The organism is Pseudomonas imrae (assembly GCF_046352735.2).
Classification (GTDB): domain Bacteria; phylum Pseudomonadota; class Gammaproteobacteria; order Pseudomonadales; family Pseudomonadaceae; genus Aquipseudomonas; species Aquipseudomonas imrae.
The window spans coordinates 2,232,607-2,253,561 of sequence record NZ_CP110853.2; the positions used below are offsets into that span (position 1 = coordinate 2,232,607).

Here is a 20,955-nt window from a genome sequence, read left to right on the forward strand (position 1 = left end):
GACCGGCGCGCCATCGAGTAAAGCGACCCGTCAATGAGTACACCCGCCGCAACACCTCAGGCCAACTGGCAACCGGTCATCGCCCTCGCGCTGGCGGCCTTTGTCTTCAACACCACCGAATTTGTCCCCGTCGGCTTGCTCAGCGCCATTGGCGCCAGCTTCGATATGCCGATTGCCAATGTCGGGCTGATGCTGACCATCTATGCCTGGGTGGTGTCGCTGACGTCGCTGCCAGTGATGTTGCTGACCCGCAACGTCGAACGGCGCAAGCTACTGATTGTGCTGTTCGGCATGTTTATCGCCAGCCATGTGCTGTCGAGCGTGGCCAACAGCTTTGGCCTGTTGATGATCAGCCGGATCGGGATTGCACTGTCCCACGCATTGTTCTGGTCCATCACCGCCTCGCTGGCCGTGCGCCTGGCGCCGGAGGGCAAGCAGGTCCAGGCCCTCGGACTGCTCGCTACTGGTACGTCGCTGGCGATGGTATTGGGGATTCCGCTGGGGCGCTTGTTGGGTGAGGCCATGGGCTGGCGTACCACGTTTATCGTGATCGCCGCGTTTGCCGCCGCATTGGTATTTTGGCTGGCGCGGACCCTGCCGTTGCTGCCGAGCCAGAACTCGGGCTCGCTACGCAGCCTGCCGCTGCTGTTCAAGCGCCCGGCGCTGGTGGCGCTGTATGTGCTGACGGCGCTGGTGGTGACGGCGCAGTTCACGGCCTACAGCTACATCGAGCCCTTCGTCGAACGCGTCGCGGGCTTGGGCGGGAATATCGTGACCCTGGTGCTGCTGGTGTTTGGTGGCGCGGGCATCATTGGTTCACTGCTGTTCAGTTTGTTGCATCGTTTCAATCCCTATCGTTTTCTGATCATTGCCGTTTCGGTGCTGGCGCTGTGCCTGGCGTTGTTGTTGCCGCTCAGTGGAGATGTTTCGTATCTGGTGGGTTTGAGTGTGTTCTGGGGCATGGCGATTATGGCATTTGGCCTGGCGCTGCAGTCGAAAGTGCTGGTGCTGGCGCCGGATGCGACGGATGTGGCGATGGCGATGTTTTCCGGGATCTACAACATCGGGATTGGTGGTGGCGCCCTGTTGGGGAGTTGGGTGGGGGGGCACTTCGGGTTTGCCTGGATTGGGGCGGCAGGCGGGGGCTTGGCGGTCATGGCCCTGGGGATTTACTGCTTGGCGATCTATCGGTTTGGGCAGGGTGGGGGGCGCTGATTCTGGTTGGGCCGCGCTTTCGCCCGGCAAATTGGAGAGCTGTTTTGTTTGAGGTAGCCACCCTAGCCCTCTCCCCAAAGGGGAGAGGGCTAGGGTGAGGAGGCTCTCAAGTCATGCACAAACCATCGACCTCATATCAAAACAGCTTCGGTTTGCCGCATTTCAGAACTGCGGCGTGTACTTCACGCTGAACATCACGTTGCGTGGATCGCCATAGAAGTTGTTGCCATTCAATTGGTTGTAGCCGGACGCGTAGTAGGTCTTGTCGAACAGGTTGTTGGCATTCATTGCCAGGCCCACCTCTGGCGTCAACTGATAGGCCAATCGCGCATTCCATACGGTGTAGCCGGCCACGTCATAGGTGCTCTCATAACCCAGGGTGTGGCTCTGGGAAGTAAAGCCCAGCCCGGCGCTGACCTGGCTCCAGTCGCCGGTGAATTGATAGTCGCTCCACACCCGCAACATATGCTTGGGCGTCCAGGTGCTGAATACACGACCCTTGTTTTCCGGGTCTTCGAGGAACTTGGTGGTGTTGTAGGTGTAACCGGCAAACAGTTGCAGGCCGCTCAATACTTCGCCGCTGATTTCCGCTTCCAGGCCTTGGCTGCGCACTTTGCCAGAGCCAACGGCGCAGTTGGTGCCGCCACAGATTTCGCCCAGGGAATAGTCGGTGATGGCGCGGTTTTCCTGGTCGTAGCGGAACAATGCCAGGGACGTATTGACCCTGCCGTCGAGCAATTGGCCTTTGAGGCCGACCTCGTAATTGCTGCCAATCACTGGCTTGACCACCGCACCGCTGAGGTTGCGTTGGGTTTGTGGCTCGAACACGTCGGTATAGCTGGCGTACACCGCCCATTCACGGTTCAAGTCGTAGACGATCCCGGCATAGGGCGTGACTTCACCGGTTTCGTTCGTGGTACTGGGCCCGTTGACCGTGGTGGCATGGGTCACTGCCTTGATGCTCGAGGAGGTGTAGCTGTAGTCATACCAACTGACACGAGCGCCGAGCACCAGCGTCAACGGGTCGATGGGCGTGACGCGCCAGCTGCCATAGAGGCCTTTTTGGCGGATGTCGTATTTGCTCGGTGTTGCACTGCCGCCCGGGGTGTTCATCAGGCTTTCGTAACTGATTTCGGGGCGGTTGTGATCAATGTCGAAGATGTTATCGGTGCTGGCGTTGAACGTCCGCGCAATGACGTCGTCGGAAGTGAACTTGGAGTAGTTGCCACCAATGGTGATTTCCTGCGCCATGGAAAGGGCCTCGAAATGCCCGGTGAGGTTCATGTCCAGGCCCGCCTTGGTAGAGTCGAAGTCGGTGTACCAGTCGGCATACGTCAAACCGGTGCCGTCAGCGTTGATGCCTGCACCGGTACTCTGGACGCGCTGGTGGGTGGCGGTGTTTTCTTCGCTCATGCGCACGGCGCCGACCTTGAGTTTCCAGTCGTCGTTGAAGCGGTGCTCCAGGTCGGCATACAGGGTTGTGACGTCGATCTGCGAGTGGTTCCAGCGTGAGCCGGTGAAGGTCGATCGTGACAGGTCAATCGGATCACCGTTGGCGTAACGCGGCAACCCCCGCAGCATTGGCCGCGACTCGGCGTTGGTACGACTGACGGCCAGGCCCAGGGTGGTGTCTTCCTGCAGGTCGAAGTCCAGGGCACCGTACAGCGAGTGGGTCTTGCTCCATTCGTAGTCGATAAACGAATCGCTTTGATCTTCGTCCGCGACCATACGCCCGCGGATTGTGCCGCTCTGGTTCAGCGGACCGCCAGCGTCCAGTTGCAGGCCGTAATGATCCCAACTGCCGGCCTTGGCGGTCAGGCTGACGGTGGGTGCCGCCTGCCCGCGCTTGCGTACCAGGTTGATCGCGCCGCCGGGGCTGCCGGTGCCCTGGAGCAAACCGGACGCACCGCGCAGCACTTCCAGGCGGTCGAAGAAAATCAGGTCCTGGGTTGCCCAGTTACCCAGGGCATAGGTGTTGCGCGGAATCGGCACGCCGTCGTACTGCCAGTCGTCGATCTGAAAGCCCCGCGAGGTAAGAATCATGCCCTTGCCCACGCCTTGCACGCCGACCAGGCCGGTGGTCTGGTTGGCGGCGTCCTTGAGATCGACCAGGCCCTGATCGTCCATTTGCTTGCGGGTCATCACGGTGACTGACTGAGGGATTTCCTTGAGGCTGTGGCTGCTTTTGCCGATGCTCACCGCCTGCGCCGCGTAGGAGCCGGAACCTTCGGTGGTGGTGGGATCGACGCTGTGTTCAGTGATGGAGGTGACACCCAGTTGCAGGGCGGAGCCGTTGTCGATGCGCGGTTCGACGCTGAAGTTGCCTTGCCCGGTGATACGCAACTGCAAACCGCTGCCCTGCAGTGCGCCGTCCATGGCTTGTTCGACCGACATCTGGCCAATCACCGCAGGCGCCAGCTTGCCCTGCACCAGCGCAGGCTCCAGGGACACTATCCGCCCACTTTGGCTGGCAATCGCATTCAGCGTATTGGCCAACGGGCCTGCCGGCAGGTTGAAAGACAGGTTTTGCGCCTGTGCCAGGGCAGGGCTCGCCAGGGTAGCAAGGGCAACGGCGACAGATAGGGCATGGGGCCAACGGTTAATCACAGCATTCTCCTGAAGGTGTGGATGTATCAGGAGATAGGTGGGCCGAAAAACAAAAACCGGACACAAATAAGAGTGATTTGCATAAAAAAGCTGCTATTCGCCTATTTGGCGCTGATCAGCGTCAACCAGGGGCTGAAGCGCTCGATGCGGATCGGCAGGGTTTCGGCCAGTGCATTCAGGGCGCGGTCCGGATCGTCCAGGGGGAAAACACCCTGGACGCGCAAATTGCTCACTTGCGGTGAAACTCGTACAAAACCACGGCTGTAGGGGCGCAGGGCGGCGACCACCTGGTCGAGTGAATCGTCCAGGACGTTGAGGTGTCCGCCGAGCCAGTCACTGCGATAGCGTTGATCGCCCTCTACTGCAACGATCCGGTCGGTATAAAGCAGTACCGATTGGCCTTCCCGCACGATGCGTCGCATACCGCCCGCCAGCGTCGCTTGCACCGAGTGCTCCAACACCACCAGGCGCGTGGCATCCGGCGCCTGGGCCAGCAGAAAACGCGTGCCCAGCGCCTGGATTTCGCCGTGTGCGGTGCGTACACGCAATGGCCGTTGTGGATCGCTCGCGACCTGGATCACCAGTTCACCGTGGCGCAGGATCACCACGCGCTGACGTACGTCGAATTGCACATCCACGGCACTGTCGGCGTTCAGGCTCAAGCGGCTGCCGTCGGCCAGGGTGAAGGTTTCGCGCTGGCCGCGCGCAGTATGCAGGTCGGCCAGCACGCGATCTGCCAAAGGGCTGCGGGCGGCCAGCCACAGTCCACCACCCAACAGGCCAAGGCCGCCGATGGTGCGCAACACATCACGCCGTGAGCCTTGGGGTTGCAGCAATACTTGGCGGGCCTCGCCGGGCAGGCGTTTATCCAGGGTGCGCAGGGTATTCCATGAACCACCCAGGCGCTCCTGTAACCGGGCCCAGGCCTGGGCATGGGCGGGGTCCATGTTCAACCACGCATTGAAGCGCTCTTGCAAGCGCGCATCCGGTTGATCGGCACGCAGGCGTACCATCCAGTCGATGGCCTGCTCGCTGATCGGGTCCAGACGTGTTTTGCTCATGGTGCCAACTCACTGAGGTAGCACTGGCGCAGCGCCTGTTTCATGTAGCGGCTGACGGTACGTTCCGACAGCTCCAGTTTGCGTGCAATCGCCACGTAGCTCATGCCGTCCAGTTGGCTGTACAGAAACGTGGCCTTGACGATCAGCGGCAGGCCGTCGAGGGCGCGGTCGATCGCCACCAGGGCCTGGATCAGTTGCAGCTGTTCCTCGGGGGAGGGTGACACGGCGTCGGGGGCAGCGGCGAGACGTTCCAGGTACGCGGTTTCCAGGCGACTGCGACGGTAGCGGTCGAAAATCAATCGACGGGCGATGGTGGAGAGGTAGGCGCGGGGCTGCTCGATGCTGTCGGGATCGACTCGTGCGGCCAGCATCTGGCAAAAGGTGTCGGCGGCAGTGTCTTCGGCGTCCGCATGGTTGCGCACGCGTCGCTGGATATGTTGCAGCAGCCAACGATGGTGGTCGTTGAAAAAGAAGCCCAGCTTGCGGATTGACGGTGGTTGCACGGGTCGACTTTCTCGGACGGTATTGTGAATCGTTCTCAATACTACCTTTTGCGCGAGGGTCGCTGCAATCACCTGCGACGGTGGGGTTGGATTATCGGGTGCCAGACGAAAAAAACCGGCTGATCAAGCCGGTTTGGGGGCGCGCGGACTATGTTGGATCAGACACGGTTTTCCAGCTGCCGATCAGAACCACCTTCGGCGACACTTTAAGGCATCTGCGGCAGGTCATTGGGGCGCAGGTCGAACACCAGCACCTCAGCGTTTTGCCCGCCGCTCAAGCGGATTTCCCGCTCGTTGCGCACCCGTGCGCCGTCGCCTTCGCCCAGGCGCTGGCCATTGACCTCGACGCTGCCCCGCGCCACATGAATGTAGGCGTAGCGTGCCGGTGCCAGGGCCAGGGTGGCGGCTTCGTTGCCGTTGAACAGCCCGGCATAGACCCGCGCATCCTGACGCACATTGAGGGAGCCTTCGGCGCCGTCCGCTGAGATGATCAACTGTAGGCGTCCACGTTTCCGGGCCTCGCTGAAGTGCTCCTGTTGATAGCGTGGCTGTGCCCCGGTCACGTTCGGCACCAGCCAGATCTGCAGGAAGTGCACGCCATGCGTCTGGCTGTGGTTGAACTCACTGTGGGCCACGCCGCTGCCGGCACTCATCAGTTGCACATCGCCGGGACGGATCACCGAGCCGGTGCCCAGGGTGTCCTTGTGTTCCAGCGCGCCTTCGAGCACATACGAGAAGATTTCCATGTCGCGATGCGGGTGCTGGCCGAAACCCTTGCCGGCGGCGACCCGGTCATCGTTGATCACCAACAGGTCCGAAAAGCCCTGTTCATTCGGGTTCCAGTAGTTGGCGAAGGAAAAAGTATGGGACGACTTCAGCCAGCCGTGATCGGCGGCGCCACGTTCGTGTGCATTGCGAAGGGTCAGCATGGTGTCTTCTCCTCAAGGGGAGCGGGGCTGCGGTATGCAGGGCTCCTGGGTTGAGAAGAAGGTTAATGGTTTTCACCAGGTCGATTAAGAAGATGAAAGGCGAATGACTGTCTCTTTATGGTTGACGGTTTTCGCTAGCGCAGGCGTCCGCTTGATGTGGGCATGAATTCTTTTTGATAACTGTTTGTGCCGGGGCGACCGAGCAGCTATAAAACAGCGAAATGTCCACCGAGAAGCGACAATGAACCCCTTTGAAGACATGCGCCTGTTCTGCCAGGTCATGGAATCCGGCAGCTTTACCGCTGCTGCCGAGCAGTTGGGCCTGTCCAAGCAATTTGTCAGCCGCCGCCTGATCCAGCTCGAAGATCGCCTGGGCGTACGCCTGCTCAATCGCTCCACGCGGCGCCTGGACGTTACGCCGCTGGGCCAGAGTTATTACGAGTCCGCCTTGCGCCTGCTCAGTGACGTCGAGCAAGTAGAGCAGGGCATCAGTGGGCAAAACAGCGAGCCTCGGGGCACGATTCGCCTGAGCGCGCCGCTGTCGTTTGCCATGGCGCATCTTGGCTGCCTGTTGCCGTTGTTCCTGCAACGGTATCCGCACGTCTCGGTGGAAGTGGACTTGAGCGATCGCCCGGTCGACTTGATCAGCGAGGGTTACGACCTGGTGCTGCGCATCGGCACCCTGGAGGACTCGACCCTGATCGCGCGCCGCATCGCCAGTATCCCGCGAGTCTATTGCGCGAGCCCCGCGTATCTGGCTGAACACGGTACGCCGCTTGCGCCTGAAGATCTGGCCGGGCATCAATGCCTGCCATACGGCCATAGCCGCCAGGTGCAGTGGCGCTTTCAGGTCAATGGCAAGGTGCAGCACCTGAATGTCAGCGGGCGCATGCGGGTCAACAACGGTGAGTTGTTGCGAGACACGGCCATCGCCGGGTTGGGCGTAACCTACCTGCCGACCTTTATCGTCGCCAACGCGTTGCAAGAAGGCCGACTGGTGACGTTGCTGGAAGCATTTGCCCCCGAACCGCTGACGCTTTCGGCGGTATACCCCCAGCATCGACAAAGTTCGCGACCGGTGCAGGCGTTGGTGGAGTTCCTGCGTGAAAAGCTGATCAGCGGCTGCTGAACGGCATTGTTGTGCAACTCGCAAGTTAGAGTCTGGGCCCGAATGCGCCTGCTGTTGGAAATAACAGTTGCCAGCCCATGATTCGGTCCGTGTCGTCGCTCACAATGGCGAGCGGGGTGGTGATTTCAGGTATCCTCCCCGCCCTTTTATCACTGCCTATTTTCAACCATGACAGGACTACATATGCAGGCGTTGCTGGAGTCGATCCTCGACGAAGTTCGTCCCTTGATCGGCCAGGGCAAAGTCGCTGACTACATTCCGGCCTTGGCTGATGTACCGGCCCAGCAGTTGGGGATCGCGGTCTACGGCAACGACGGTGCATTTTATTGTGCAGGCGATGCCCATACGCTGTTCTCGGTGCAGAGCATTTCCAAGGTCTTCAGCCTGGTCCAGGCGATCGAGCATTCCGGCGAGGCCATCTGGCAACGCCTGGGTCATGAGCCTTCCGGGCAGCCGTTCAACTCGATGGTGCAGTTGGAGTTCGAGCGCGGCCGCCCGCGCAACCCCTTTATCAATGCCGGTGCCCTGGTGATCTGCGACATCAACCAATCGCGTTTTGCCGTGCCGATCCTGTCCATGCGCGACTTTGTCCGGCGCTTATCGGGTAACCCGCAGGTGCTGGTCAACAGCGTCGTCGCCGAATCGGAAGCCCAGCACGGCGCGCGCAATGCGGCCATGGCTTACCTGATGAAATCCTTCGGCAACTTTCACAATGATGTGGATGCGGTGCTGCACAGTTATTTCAACTATTGCGCATTGCAGATGAGTTGCCTGGACCTGGCCAAGGCTTTCTGTTTTCTGGCCAACGAAGGGGTATGCACCCATAGCGGCGAGCAGATCCTGAGCGCGCGACAGACCAAGCAAGTCAACTCGATCATGGCCACCAGCGGGTTGTATGACGAAGCCGGGAATTTCGCTTACCGCGTCGGGTTACCGGGCAAGAGCGGCGTCGGCGGCGGGATCGTGGCTGTGGTGCCGGGGCAATTTACCGTGTGCGTGTGGTCGCCAGAGCTGAATGCGGCGGGCAATTCGTTGGCGGGGATGAAGGCGCTGGAGCTGTTGAGCGAACGGATTGGCTGGTCGGTGTTTTAACGGCATGGATCGGTCGGTCCCCTCTCCCCGGTGAGGAGAGGGCAAGGGTGAGGCTTGGCTTTCCATAGACCTTGAAAGGGCTGCCTTCAAGGGGATGTCAGTTCACGTTCAACCGGTCCAGCAAGCTATACCACGCCACTCCCGCGCCAATGTAGATGCGCTGCAACCCATGCATGGGCAGGCGTTGCAACGCGGTTACCGGATAGGCGAACGGGGAGTGGCGGTCACACAGCCGCCCGGCCAGTTGCTGCCCGAGGCTGGTACACAGTGCAATGCCGCGCCCGTTGCAGCCCAGTGCCAGGGTCAGGCCGGGTGCGGGCTCGTGAACGTGGGGCATAAAGTCCCGGGTAATCGCGATCCGGCCCGCCCAGCGGTACTCAAATTCCAGGGCGCCCAACTGCGGGAACAACAGCGCCAGCGAGCGCTCCAGGTGCGCAAAATCCGCAGGCCCGGTCGGATCGTCGAACAGGCCGCGTCCGCCCATCAACAAGCGACCGTAGGCATCTTTGCGAAAGTACAGCAGCAGGCGTTGGGAGGTGGAAACCGTTTCCTGCCCTGGCAAAATGCTCTGCGCCGCGTGCCCACTCAATGGCTTTGTGGCGACGATAAAACTGTTGGCTGCCAGGACACTCTGCGCCATGCCGGGCCACAGATCGCCGCTGTAGCCGTTCGTGGCCAACACCACCTGATCCGCTGTGACCTGTGGACCACCGGCGGTCTGCAGTTGCCAGCCGCTGCCTTGGCGTTGCAAGCCGGTGACCGGGCTTCGGCCGTGTACGCGCACTCCGGCCGCCTGCGCCGCGCTTACCAAACCCCGGGCATAGGCCAGCGGTTGAATAGCACCGGCGCGGCCATCGATCCAGCCGCCGGCAAACGCTTCACTGCCCATGCGGGCGGCGACGGCACGGGCGTCCAGGCGTTGTACCGGCACCCCCCGCCGCGCCCACTGGTCTGCCCGTGCGTGCAAACCGGCAACGCCTTTTTCGCAGTACGACACTTGCATCCAGCCTTTGCGCACGGGCGCACAATCGATGCGGTGGCGTTCGATCAGGTTGAATACCAGGTCAGCCGACCCCGACACGGTTTCAATCAGTGGCTCAGCGTGTGCAGCGCCGTACAGTCGCACCAGTTCATCGGGGTCATGCTTGAGTGTCGGGTTGACCTGCCCACCGTTGCGCCCCGACGCACCCCAGCCCGGCTCGCGGGCTTCCAGTACACACACGCTGGCGCCGCGCTCTGCCAGGTGCAAGGCCGTGGACAAACCGGTATAGCCGGCGCCGACGATGGCGACATCGACACTCAGTGATTCGCTCAGCGCAGGCGTTGCGGTAATCGACGGCGCCGTGGCCGCCCATAATGAGGGCATGCTGCTCATGGCTGGCTCCGTGTGCTGGCGGTGGGGTGCAGCACGCGGCGCAAAAAGTCCTGGGTGCGCGGATGTTGCGGATTGCCCAGCACTTGTTCGGCAGGACCACTTTCCACTATGTAGCCGCCATGCAGGAAGCACACACGGTCAGCAACTTCGCGGGCGAAGCCCATTTCATGGGTGACGATGATCATGGTCATGCCTTCGTCGGCGAGGGTGCGCATCACCTCCAGCACATCGCCCACCAGTTCCGGGTCGAGTGCCGAAGTAGGCTCGTCAAACAGCATGGCGTCGGGTTTCATCGCCAGGGCGCGGGCGATGGCGACCCTCTGTTGCTGGCCGCCGGACAGTTGTTCGGGATAGGCATCGGCCTTGACCGACAAGCCGACTTTCTCCAGCAGGGCCAAGGCCTCTTCGCGTACTTGGGCGGCGGGTTCGCCCTTGACGTACACGGGGCCCTCCATGACGTTCTCCAGCACCGTGCGATGGGGGAACAGGTTGAAGCGCTGGAACACCATGCCCATCCGGCTGCGCAGGGCATGCACGGTTTTGCTGCTGCGCTGCACGGTTTCACCGAATGCACTGATGACGCCGCCGTCGTAGGCTTCCAGGGCATTGATGCAACGCAGCAGGGTGGATTTACCCGAGCCCGAAGGACCAATCAGGCACACCACTTCGCCCTTGGCCACATCCAGGTCGACGCCGTGCAGCACGCGGTGAGTGCCGTAGTGTTTTTGCAACTGATGAACCTTGATCATGCTTTTTTCCTCCGGCTCAGGTGCTGTTCCATACGACGCAGGCCATACACCAGTGGCAGACTCATCAGCAGGTAGAGTAGGGCGACCAAGGTGTAGACGGTCATGTTCTCGAACGTCGACGAGGCAATCAGTTGGCCCTGTCGGGTCATTTCGGCGACGGTGATGGTCGACACCAGTGAGGAGTCCTTGAGCATCATCACCAAGGTGTTGCCATAAGGCGGCAGCGAGATGCGAAACGCCTGGGGCAGCACCACCCGGCGCATCATCAGGAACGAACGCATGCCCAGGGCTTCGGCGGCTTCGCGCTGGCCTTGTTCGACGGCGATGATGCCAGTGCGAAAGTTCTCGGCCTGGTACGCCGAGTAGGCGATGCCCATGCCGATCACACCCGCCTGGAATGCAGTGAGGTGAATGCCCATTTCCGGCAGGACAAAGTAGATGTAGAACAGCTGGACAATGATCGGCAGGCCGCGAATGACGTTGATCACCGTGCTCGCCGCCCATGACAGCGCACGGATCGGCGAGAGTTTGAGCAACGCCAGGACCAGGCCGATCCCGCTGCTGAGCAGGAACGACAGCACGGTGATCTGGATGGTTACCCACGCCCCCTGAAGCAGGATCGGCAAAAAATCCTGGGCGTTCTGCAGAAATTCTGCCGGGTTCATGGGGTCACCTGGGCAGCAAGTCCCCACTTCTTGAGGATGGCTGCGAGGGTACCGTCAGCCTTGATGCCGGCGATGGCCTGGTTCAGCCGGGCCAGGGTTTCGCTGTCGCCCTTGCGTACTACAAGGCATACATCGCCCACATTGACTGGCTGGTAATCGGCGGCCAGCTTCACACCTTTGAACAGCTTCTGGTTGATCTGGTACGCCACCACTGGCTGATCGCCTACAGCGGCCTTGATGCGGCCCAGGGACAAGTCGCGAACCATCTCGGCAATGGAGTCGTAAGTGCGGATCTCCTGGAAAATCCCCAGCTTGTTGAGTTGGTCGTAGAAAATGGTACCGGCCTGCACGCCCACCACCTGGCCCTTCAAGGAACTGAGGTCCGGGTACTGCGCGTCGTCATCGGCCTTGATGATCAAGCCTTCGCCGTAGGCATAGACCGGAGCGCTGAAGTCCACCACCTGGGCGCGCTCCGCGGTTTTGAGCATGCCGGCGGAAATGAAGTCCAGTTTGCCTGAGGTAAGCGAAGGGATCAGTGCGGCGAAGTTGGTCTGTTGGATCTCGCTGCTGAACCCACCGGCCTTGCCCACCGCCTGGGCGACGTCGACCATCACGCCCTGAATGCTATTGCTCTTGATGTCGAGGAAGGTGAACGGTGAACCGCTGGCTGTCGCACCGACTTTGTACGAGGGGGCACCATCGGCGTGCGCAAGGGAAGCGCAAAGCGTCACGCAGACACTGAGTGCGAAACGGCGAAACAGAGGTGACAGACTGTTCATCGGGTTACTCCAGAAGGAAAACGGATAGTCAGCGCCGCCAAGCGGCTCTGGATGAAAACGCAAGCTCTGTGCCATTTCGATTGTTATAAATCGATATTGATGTATTAAATTTTCTAAAATGAACCATTCGTATCGATATGCGATATTTTGTGGCCTATTTTTGCAGTTTGGTGTAGAAATAATCCGCATATCTGATCGCCCTGACCGCGAGTCCGTCATGTCTGAAGAACGCAACAGTCTGCACAACCAATCCCTGGAAAAAGGCCTGTCGGTGCTCAAGGCATTCAGCGCGCAGCGCCGCAGCATGAGCCTTGCAGAGGTGGCAGATGCCGCCGGGATGACCAAAAGCTCGGCCCAGCGCATGGTTTTTACGCTGGAAAGCCTGGGTTACCTTCGGAAACACTCGCGCACGCGGCATTACCAACTCACACCACGGGTGCTGGAGTTGGGCTTCAGTTATCTGGATGCCCATTCATTGATTGAGGTAGCCAATCCGTTTCTCTCCGAATTGACGCGGCTGACCGGCGAGACGTCGTGCCTGACCGAACCTGCCGGTTACGACATGACCTACATTGCGCGTTTTGTCAGTTCCGGATTTGTGCCGGTGCATATGCCGATTGGCTCTCGGGTGCCGATGTATTGCACGGCATCTGGAAGGGCTTACTTGAGCGCGTTGCCGCAGGATGAGGCGTTGGGGCTTATAGAACGCAGCCAAAGGGTGGTCCACACCAGCCATACCTTGACTGACGTGGGGCAGATCATGGAGTCGTTGCACGCTGTGCGTGAACAGGGTTATGCAGTCAATACCCAGGAGTTGTTTCTCGGGGATATGACGATCGGCGCGCCCGTGCTCGGGGCCAATGGGCGCCCGGTAGCCGCGGTACACGTGGTGGCGCCCACCAGTCGCTGGAGCCAGGCGGATGCCGAGCGGCAACTGGCGCCAGCCTTGTTGCAATGTTCGCGGGCGTTGAGCAACTCGGCGCGCAATCTGGATTAGGCCAGTTGTGCAAGAACCCGCGTACGACACACCTCAAGTATCTCATCCGCCAGCGGCGAGTCATCCGGGCAGGCGCGGGACAGCATCAGCGCCCCCATCATTTGTGCCATGCACTGGATTCTCACCGAGCGCAGTTCGCGTTGCTCGGCTTCGTCCAGTGATGTTTGGGCGGTTGCCAGGTCCGCCAGCATGCGTTCGATCCCGATGGCAAAGGTCGCCTTGACGTTCTCTGATTGCCGCGCGGCGTCACCGCCCAGCGCGGCGAGGGTGCAGCCGGCACCGGGTTCGTCGCGGTGTTCACGGGACAGGTAGTGTTCGACAAAGCTGGCTGGGTCGCTGTCAGCGGACGCTTGCATCGACTGTGCAAACCCACAGGCTGCCGCTTCGGCCATCAAGTCGGCCTTGGACTTGAAGTGCTTGTAGAACCCGCCATGGGTGAAGCCTGCGGCCGCCATCAGGTCGGCTACGCCCACGCCGTCATAACCGCGTTCGCGAAACAAGCGGGCCGCTGTCTCGACGATATGTGCCCGGTTGGCCTGGGCCTGGGCTTTGGTGACCCTCATCTGTATCTACCTCTTGGCTGACAGCAATCTGCAAGCGCGCAGCATACATTGATTATATTCGTCATCAAAATCCTTGACTGCTTAGATTATGATCGTCATCATAAATTCACCCCTTCGACAGGCCGCTTGTTGCAGCCTGTTTTACCCCGCAAGAGAGCACTTACATGACGACTTTCGCAGCTGTTCTTATCACCGGCGCTTCCAGCGGCATTGGCGCTGTCTATGCTGATCGCTTCGCGGCACGCGGCCACGACCTGGTCCTGGTGGCTCGCGACAAAGCGCGATTGGACGTGCTGGCGGCGGGTCTGCGTCGCCAGCATGGCGTGGCTGTGGATGTGCTCCAGGCTGATCTGACCCAGTCGATAGGCTTGGAAACAGTGGAAGCACGGCTGCGTGAAGATGCGAAAATCGGCATCCTGATCAACAACGCGGGCATGGCCCAGACCGGTCATTTCCTGGCGCAGACCCCGGCCAGCCTCGAGCAATTGATCGCCCTCAACACCACCGCACTGGCACGCCTGGCCAGCGCGATTGCGCCGCGGCTGGCGCAGGCGGGCGAGGGCGCGATCGTCAATATCGGCTCGGTGGTGGGCCTGGCGCCGGAGCTGGGCATGACTGTCTACGGTGCGACCAAGGCCTTCGTGCAGTTCCTGTCCCAAGGCATGAGCCTGGAGTTGTCACCCAAGGGCATCTATGTCCAAGCGGTGCTGCCAGCGGCCACGCGCACGGAGATCTGGGAACGCTCGGGCATCGACATCAATACGCTGCCTGAGGTGATGGAAGTCGCAGATCTGGTCGACGCTGCGCTGGTGGGCTTTGATCGACGTGAGCTGGTGACCATTCCGCCGCTGCATGATGGGCAACGTTGGGACGCGCTTGAGGCGTCTCGTCAGGGTTTGCTTGCGCAGTTGCGCCAAGGAGAAGTGGCTGAGCGTTACCTGAGCCCAAAGTGATCTGGCGCAGCTTGATGCTGCTGCCGTGAACGTTCAACAACAAGATGCGCCCGCTCTGGGCGCATCTTGCTTTCAGGCGGCTATCAGGCGATAGCATCCCATGGACGATCGCCGTGCTCGTCTTTGATACGAGTCGGCAGGCCCATCACATCCAGTGCCTTGAGGAACGGCTCGGCCGGCAGTTCTTCAACGTTGGCCATGCGTTGCACATCCCACTCGCCACGGGCGACCAACAGGGCTGCAGCCACTGGAGGAACGCCAGCGGTGTAGGAAATGCCCTGGCTGTCGGTTTCGGCGAAGGCGTCTTCGTGGTCGGCCACGTTGTAGATGAACAGTTCGCGCGGCTGGCCATTCTTGGTGCCCTTGACCAGGTCGCCGATGCAGGTCTTGCCGGTGTAGCCCGGCGCCAGCGAAGACGGGTCGGGCAGCACGGCCTTGACCAGTTTCAACGGCACGACTTCCAGGCCTTCGGCGGTGGTGACCGGTTTCTCGGAGAGCAGGCCGAGGTTTTTCAGCACGGTGAACACATTGATGTAGTGCTCGCCGAAGCTCATCCAGAAACGCACGTTGGGCACGTCGAGGTTTTTCGACAGCGAGTGCACTTCGTCGTGGCCGGTCAGGTACAGGTTCTGCGAACCGACTACCGGCAGGTCGTCAGTACGTTTGACTTCGAACATGGTGTTGCTGGTCCACTGGCTGTTCTGCCAGCTCCACACCTGCCCGGTGAATTCGCGGAAGTTGATTTCCGGGTCGAAATTGGTGGCGAAATATTTGCCATGGGAGCCGGCATTGACGTCGAGAATATCGATCGAATCAATACGGTCAAAATGCTGTTGTTGCGCCAGCGCCGCGTAGGCGTTGACGACACCTGGGTCAAAACCCACGCCGAGGATCGCAGTGATGTTCTTCTGCTTGCATTCTTCGAGGTGGTTCCACTCATAGTTGCCGTACCACGGCGGGGTCTCGCAGACCTTGCCCGGTTCTTCGTGGATGGCGGTGTCCAGGTAAGCCACGCCAGTATCGATGCACGCACGCAGCACCGACATGTTGAGGAACGCGGAACCGACGTTGATCACGATCTGTGATTCGGTCTCGCGGATCAGCGCCTTGGTTGCTTCAACGTCAAGTGCGTTCAGGGCGAAAGCCTGGATTTGTGCGGGTTGCTTGAGGCTACCCTTGGCCTTGACGCTGTCGATGATGGCCTGGCATTTGGAGATGTTGCGCGACGCGATAGCAATACGACCGAGTTCGTCGTTGTGCTGCGCGCACTTGTGGGCCACCACCTTGGCGACACCTCCTGCACCAATGATAAGAACGTTCTTTTTCAATTTCTTTATCTCTCCTTTATCTGCCAGCTTACGAAAGGCTGGACAGGTAGTCTTCGAAGCCAAACTCACGAACCACTTCGACTGTACCGTCGAGTTGTTTCACTACGATGGACGGCATTTTCAGGCCGTTGAACCAGTTTTTCTTGACCATGGTGTAGCCTGCGGTGTCGATGAACGACAGCCGATCGCCGATGGCCAGCGGACGATCAAATTGGTACTCACCGAAAATGTCGCCTGCCAGGCAGGATTTGCCGCACACCATGTAGGTGTGCTCACCGTCGCTCGGCGCCAGCTTGGCATTCAGGCGATAGATCAGCAGGTCCAGCAGGTGGGCTTCGATGGAGCTGTCTACCACGGCGAGGTTTTTACCGTTGTAGAGCGTGTCGAGCACAGTGACTTCCAGGGATGCGCTGTTGGTGATCGCCGCTTCGCCGGGTTCCAGATACACCTGCACGCCGTACTTTTGCGAGAACGCCTTGAGTCGCGCGCAGAAAGCGTCGACGTCATACCCTTCGCCAGTGAAATGAATACCGCCACCCAGGCTGACCCATTCGACTTTATGCAGCAGGTGGCCGAAGCGTTCTTCGATAGTGCCCAACATCTTGTCGAACAGGCCGAAATCACCGTTCTCACAGTTGTTGTGGAACATGAAGCCGGAAATCTGCTCGATAACCTCTCCAACCTTCACCGGGTCCCATTCGCCCAGGCGGCTGAACGGACGCGCCGGGTCGGCCAGCAGGTAATCGGAGCTGCTCACTTGCGGGTTGACGCGCAGGCCACGGACCTTGCCTTCGGACGCCTCGGCAAAGCGTTGTAGCTGACCGATGGAGTTGAAGATGATCTTGTCGCAGTTGTCGAGCATCTCTTCGATTTCGTCGTCGGCCCAGGCAACGCTATAGGCATGGGTCTCGCCTGCGAACTTCTGGCGACCGAGCTTGAGCTCATACAAGGAAGAGGAGGTGGTGCCGTCCATGTACTGCTGCATCAGGTCAAACACCGACCAGGTGCCGAAGCACTTGAGTGCCAGCAGGGCCTTGGCCCCGGACTGCTCGCGCACGTAGGCAATCTTCTGCATGTTGACCAGAAGCTTCTGCTTGTCGATGAGGTAATACGGTGTCTTGATCATTTTTCAGAGCCTGTGGCGGAGCCTGCCAAAAAAGGACACGCATTGTGCCCGCACTTGGGCAGGATCGAAAGGTTAGTCAGCGGATTTTGCGTGCTCGGTGTTTGAGGGTAATGGGTCAGTGTGACGGTCGTGGGGCATCGCTTGAGTCGTGCCTCCGTGCCCATAACATGAGCGAATCTCTTGATCATCTAAAATAAAATGAGTTTGTCTCATTGTGACCTGCTGCCGACAATAGCTCCCATCTCAACGCATTGGAGTTTTTTGTCATGGCTGTCGCTCATTCCCTCGGATTTCCGCGCATTGGACGCGATCGTGAACTGAAAAAAGCGCAGGAAGCGTTCTGGAAGGGCGAACTCGACGAAGCCGGCCTGCGTGCGGTGGGCCGTGAACTGCGCAAGGCACATTGGGCGTTGCAGAGAGACGCCGGTATCGAGCTGCTGCCTGTCGGTGATTTCGCCTGGTATGACCAGGTACTGACCCATTCCTTGATGTTCGGCGTGATTCCCGAGCGCTTTCGCCCGGCCGATGGCCATGCCACGTTGCACACGTTGTTCGGCATGGCCCGTGGGGTCAGCGACCCCTGCTGCGGCGGGGCGCACGCCCAGGAAATGACCAAGTGGTTTGATACCAACTATCACTATCTGGTGCCCGAATTCAGCGTCGACCAGCAGTTCCACCTGGGATGGGACCAACTGTTCGAAGAGGTCCAGGAAGCCCGCGAGTTGGGCCATACGGTCAAACCAGTGGTAATCGGACCGTTGACTTACCTGTGGCTGGGCAAGGCCAAGGGCACTGATTTCGACAAGCTCGAGTTGCTTGATCGCCTGCTGCCGCTGTACGGGCAGATTTTTCAGCGTCTGGCTGAATTGGGTGTGGAGTGGGTGCAGATTGATGAGCCAATCCTGGTGCTCGACTTGCCGCAGGCTTGGAAAAATGCGTTTGAACGGGCCTACAACCAGATCCAGCGCGACCCGCTGAAAAAACTGCTGGCCACCTATTTTGGTGGCCTGGAAGAGAACCTCGGCCTGGCGGCCAACCTTCCGGTGGATGGCCTGCACATTGATCTGGTCCGCGCTGGCGAGCAATACCCGACGATTCTCGACCGTTTGCCTGCCTATAAGGTGCTGTCCCTGGGTGTGGTCAATGGTCGTAACGTTTGGCGCTGCGACCTGGAGCAGGCGCTGGCAACGGTGCAGCATGCCCATGAGCGCCTGGGTGAGCGGTTGTGGGTTGCGCCTTCCTGCTCGTTGTTGCACTGCCCGGTTGATCTGGGGCGCGAAGACCAGCTCGACGCCGAACTCAAGAGCTGGCTGGCCTTCGCCGTACAGAAATGCGAGGAAGTCGCCATCCTGGCCCAGGCAGTGAACCAGCCGCAGGCGCCCAACGTGCTCGCCAAACTTGCCCAAAGCCGTGCCGTGCAAGCGACGCGTGCGGCATCGCCGCGCATCCACAAGCCTGCGGTGCAAGCGCGGGTCGCGGCAATCACCGCCAGTGACAGCCAGCGTCAGTCGCCGTTTGCCCGGCGTATCGAGCTTCAGCGCGCGGGACTGAACCTGCCGCTGTTCCCCACCACCACCATCGGCTCGTTCCCGCAAACTGCCTCTATCCGCCTGGCGCGCCAATCCTATAAGGCCGGCAAGTTGAGCGAAGCCGAGTACGTGGAGGCCATGCACAGCGAGATTCGTCACGCGGTGCAAGTGCAGGAAAACCTCGGCCTGGACGTGCTGGTACACGGCGAAGCCGAGCGTAACGACATGGTCGAGTATTTTGCCGAGCAATTGGATGGCTACGCGTTCACCCGTTTTGGCTGGGTACAGAGCTACGGTTCCCGTTGCGTGAAGCCGGCGGTGATCTTCGGTGACTTGAGCCGCCCCAAAGCCATGACGGTGGAGTGGATCCGTTATGCCCAGGGCCTGACCGACAAGGTGATGAAGGGCATGCTCACCGGCCCGGTCACCCTGTTGATGTGGTCGTTCCCCCGTGAGGATGTGAGCCGCGAAGTGCAGGCCCGGCAATTGGCTTTGGCGATCCGTGACGAAGTACAGGACCTGGAAGCTGCCGGCATCAAGATCGTGCAGATCGACGAAGCCGCGTTTCGTGAAGGCTTGCCGTTGCGCCAGGCCCAGTGGCAGGCCTACCTGGATTGGGCCACCGAAGTGTTTCGACTGTGTGCCAGCGGCGTGCAGGATCACACGCAGATCCACACCCACATGTGCTACAGCGAGTTCAATGACGTGATCGAGTCCATTGCGGCGATGGATGCCGACGTGATCACCATCGAAACCTCGCGTTCGGATATGGAGCTGCTGGATGCATTTGAAGCCTTTGCTTACCCGAACGACATTGGCCCGGGCGTCTATGACATCCACTCGCCACGAGTGCCGGAAGCTGCGCAGATGGTCAACCTGCTGCGCAAGGCCGCACAACGCATCCCCGCCGAACGGTTATGGGTCAATCCTGATTGCGGCCTGAAAACCCGCGGCTGGCCTGAGACTGAAGCGGCGTTGATCCATATGGTCAAGGCGGCGCGGCAATTGCGTGCTGAATTGGCGTAACGGCAAATACCCAAGCCTGTGGGCGTGCTCGCGATGGCGGTGTGTCAGTCACTCAATCGCTAACTGATACACCGTAATGGCGGGCAAGCCACTCCCACAGTCCTGGTCCTCGCGATCAGAGGTATTTAAGCCACGCGATATCCCGTCGCCGCGCCTTCAGCCCGGCAAACCAGCGCACCGGCAGGTACAACGCCAGGGGCAGCAACAGTGCCACCAGCCACACGGCTCCCACGCTGTCGAAGCCAAAGTGAGTGCCCTGGTTCAGGCCAAACAGTGCCATGCCCACCACATACAATACTTTCAACACATACAAATGCAGCAGGTAGAAAAACATCGGCGCCGCGCCGAACACTGCCAGCGTACTTATCCAGCGTGAGTGCCCGACGCGCTCCAAAGCCAACAGCAATAACAGCCCCACACCCAGCGTCAACGCCAGAAACAACAGTGAAGGTGGGTATTTGGTGATGTTGAAGAAACTCATCAGTGTCTGTACGCCGTTGTCGTAGGTGTGCCACGGTGCTTCGCCGTAACCGTTGATCAAGCGCAGCAGGATGAAACCGAGCACTGCGCCCGCACCGGCAATCAACAAGTAGCGCTGGCGCACCACGGCGGGCATCGCCCCGCTGAACCACGGGCCGAGCGCATAGCCCAGGGCAATCACGCCGATCCACGGCAGCACCGGATAGGTCGTGCGCAGGCGCAGGCTGTCGCTGACTTCGATCCAGCTGCGCTCATGCAAAATCGTCCACGGAATATGCATTGCCGAGCCAGCTGCAACGTGCAGGTCATCAAGCAGGTTATGCCCGCAGATGATCACCAGTGCCAAGCCGATCAGCAGTGGACGCGGCAACCAGACCAGGGCGGCGAGGGCGATCATGCTCACGCCAATCGCCCAGATCACCTGCATGTAGATCACGCCGGGTGGCAACTGGAAGGTCCAGGCAAAGTTCACCAAGGTGAATTCCAGCACGACCAAAAACAACCCACGCTTGAACAAAAATGCCGAGACATCGCCGCGTCCCTGGTATTTCTCGCCATACAGATACGCCGAAAGGCCGGTCAGCAATACGAACACTGGTGCACACAAGTGGGCGAGGGTGCGGCTGAAAAACAATGCAGGCTCAGTTGCAGCGATGTCCATTGGATCGCTGACCTGACGGTGCAACAGGAAGGTTTCGCGCACGTGGTCCAGCAACATGAACAGGATCACCAGGCCTCTCAAGGCATCGATGGATAACAGGCGTTGGCGCAGGCGGCCAGCGGGAACAGCATCACTCATGGCAGAAAGTCGTCGGGATAGAAGTGGATAGGGGCGGTTATCTTATAACA

General features: G+C 60.1%; 18 protein-coding genes. 6 read left to right on the forward strand and 12 right to left on the reverse strand.

Annotation, left to right across the window (positions count from 1 at the left end):
* Positions 1-33 precede the first annotated feature (33 nt).
* Positions 34-1,215 carry a sugar transporter gene (locus OQ460_RS10010; RefSeq protein ID WP_410021647.1) on the forward strand — a complete coding sequence of 394 codons (1,182 nt, stop codon included), beginning with the start codon at positions 34-36 and terminating at the stop codon, positions 1,213-1,215.
* A gap of 162 nt (positions 1,216-1,377) precedes the next feature.
* On the opposite strand, the gene OQ460_RS10015 is transcribed toward OQ460_RS10010, so the two are convergent.
* From OQ460_RS10015 to OQ460_RS10030, 4 genes are all read right to left on the reverse strand, one after another.
* On the reverse strand, positions 1,378-3,822 hold the full coding sequence (locus tag OQ460_RS10015; protein ID WP_410021648.1) for a TonB-dependent siderophore receptor: 2,445 nt from the start codon (positions 3,820-3,822) through the stop codon (positions 1,378-1,380).
* Between the two features lie 101 nt (positions 3,823-3,923).
* On the reverse strand, positions 3,924-4,883 hold the full coding sequence (locus OQ460_RS10020) for a FecR domain-containing protein (RefSeq protein ID WP_410021649.1): 960 nt from the start codon (positions 4,881-4,883) through the stop codon (positions 3,924-3,926).
* Positions 4,880-5,386 carry a sigma-70 family RNA polymerase sigma factor gene (locus OQ460_RS10025; RefSeq protein WP_410021650.1) on the reverse strand — a complete coding sequence of 169 codons (507 nt, stop codon included), beginning with the start codon at positions 5,384-5,386 and terminating at the stop codon, positions 4,880-4,882. Before OQ460_RS10025 ends, OQ460_RS10020 begins: the two co-directional genes overlap by 4 nt.
* A gap of 206 nt (positions 5,387-5,592) precedes the next feature.
* Complete coding sequence (locus OQ460_RS10030; protein WP_410021651.1) at positions 5,593-6,315, reverse strand: pirin family protein; 723 nt, start codon at positions 6,313-6,315, stop codon at positions 5,593-5,595.
* Between the two features lie 241 nt (positions 6,316-6,556).
* Here OQ460_RS10030 and OQ460_RS10035 point away from each other — a divergent pair, with 241 nt between their 5' ends.
* Positions 6,557-7,444 (forward strand): LysR family transcriptional regulator, encoded by an 888-nt coding sequence (locus OQ460_RS10035; RefSeq protein WP_410021652.1) that lies wholly within the window; start codon positions 6,557-6,559, stop codon positions 7,442-7,444.
* A gap of 183 nt (positions 7,445-7,627) precedes the next feature.
* Complete coding sequence (gene glsB, locus OQ460_RS10040) at positions 7,628-8,536, forward strand: glutaminase B (RefSeq protein WP_410021653.1); 909 nt, start codon at positions 7,628-7,630, stop codon at positions 8,534-8,536.
* A 97-nt stretch (positions 8,537-8,633) separates the two neighbouring features.
* Here glsB and OQ460_RS10045 read toward each other — a convergent pair whose 3' ends face one another.
* The 4 genes from OQ460_RS10045 to OQ460_RS10060 are packed head-to-tail and all read right to left on the reverse strand — an operon-like array spanning position 8,634 to position 12,104.
* A complete protein-coding gene (locus OQ460_RS10045; protein ID WP_410021968.1) occupies positions 8,634-9,902 on the reverse strand; it encodes an NAD(P)/FAD-dependent oxidoreductase in 1,269 nt (422 codons plus the stop codon).
* 5 nt (positions 9,903-9,907) lie between these two features.
* Complete coding sequence (locus tag OQ460_RS10050; RefSeq protein WP_410021654.1) at positions 9,908-10,660, reverse strand: amino acid ABC transporter ATP-binding protein; 753 nt, start codon at positions 10,658-10,660, stop codon at positions 9,908-9,910.
* Entirely contained in the window at positions 10,657-11,325 is a 669-nt protein-coding gene (ehuC, locus tag OQ460_RS10055; RefSeq protein WP_410021655.1) for an ectoine/hydroxyectoine ABC transporter permease subunit EhuC, read from the reverse strand. Before ehuC ends, OQ460_RS10050 begins: the two co-directional genes overlap by 4 nt.
* Positions 11,322-12,104: an ABC transporter substrate-binding protein gene (locus tag OQ460_RS10060; protein WP_410021656.1), complete on the reverse strand. Its 783-nt coding sequence runs from the start codon at positions 12,102-12,104 to the stop codon at positions 11,322-11,324. Before OQ460_RS10060 ends, ehuC begins: the two co-directional genes overlap by 4 nt.
* Before the next feature lie 217 nt (positions 12,105-12,321).
* Between OQ460_RS10060 and OQ460_RS10065 the strand changes: the two genes are divergently transcribed.
* The gene (locus OQ460_RS10065) at positions 12,322-13,101 is read left to right on the forward strand and encodes an IclR family transcriptional regulator (protein ID WP_410021657.1); all 780 of its coding nucleotides are present in this window, start codon (positions 12,322-12,324) and stop codon (positions 13,099-13,101) included.
* Here OQ460_RS10065 and OQ460_RS10070 read toward each other — a convergent pair.
* The gene (locus OQ460_RS10070) at positions 13,098-13,664 is read right to left on the reverse strand and encodes a TetR family transcriptional regulator (protein WP_410021658.1); all 567 of its coding nucleotides are present in this window, start codon (positions 13,662-13,664) and stop codon (positions 13,098-13,100) included. The genes OQ460_RS10065 and OQ460_RS10070 overlap by 4 nt on opposite strands.
* Before the next feature lie 164 nt (positions 13,665-13,828).
* Here OQ460_RS10070 and OQ460_RS10075 point away from each other — a divergent pair, with 164 nt between their 5' ends.
* On the forward strand, positions 13,829-14,617 hold the full coding sequence (locus tag OQ460_RS10075; RefSeq protein ID WP_410021659.1) for an SDR family NAD(P)-dependent oxidoreductase: 789 nt from the start codon (positions 13,829-13,831) through the stop codon (positions 14,615-14,617).
* Positions 14,618-14,700: 83 nt separating this feature from the next.
* Here OQ460_RS10075 and OQ460_RS10080 read toward each other — a convergent pair whose 3' ends face one another.
* Together OQ460_RS10080 and OQ460_RS10085 are read right to left on the reverse strand one after the other, a co-directional pair.
* Positions 14,701-15,945: a saccharopine dehydrogenase family protein gene (locus OQ460_RS10080; RefSeq protein WP_410021660.1), complete on the reverse strand. Its 1,245-nt coding sequence runs from the start codon at positions 15,943-15,945 to the stop codon at positions 14,701-14,703.
* 28 nt (positions 15,946-15,973) lie between these two features.
* Positions 15,974-17,071: a carboxynorspermidine decarboxylase gene (locus OQ460_RS10085; protein ID WP_410021661.1), complete on the reverse strand. Its 1,098-nt coding sequence runs from the start codon at positions 17,069-17,071 to the stop codon at positions 15,974-15,976.
* Positions 17,072-17,337: 266 nt separating this feature from the next.
* On the opposite strand from OQ460_RS10085, the gene metE reads away from it, so the two are divergent.
* A complete protein-coding gene (gene metE, locus OQ460_RS10090; RefSeq protein WP_410021662.1) occupies positions 17,338-19,626 on the forward strand; it encodes a 5-methyltetrahydropteroyltriglutamate--homocysteine S-methyltransferase in 2,289 nt (762 codons plus the stop codon).
* Between the two features lie 115 nt (positions 19,627-19,741).
* Here metE and OQ460_RS10095 read toward each other — a convergent pair whose 3' ends face one another.
* Positions 19,742-20,905: a DUF1624 domain-containing protein gene (locus OQ460_RS10095; RefSeq protein WP_410021663.1), complete on the reverse strand. Its 1,164-nt coding sequence runs from the start codon at positions 20,903-20,905 to the stop codon at positions 19,742-19,744.
* Positions 20,906-20,955 lie beyond the last annotated feature (50 nt).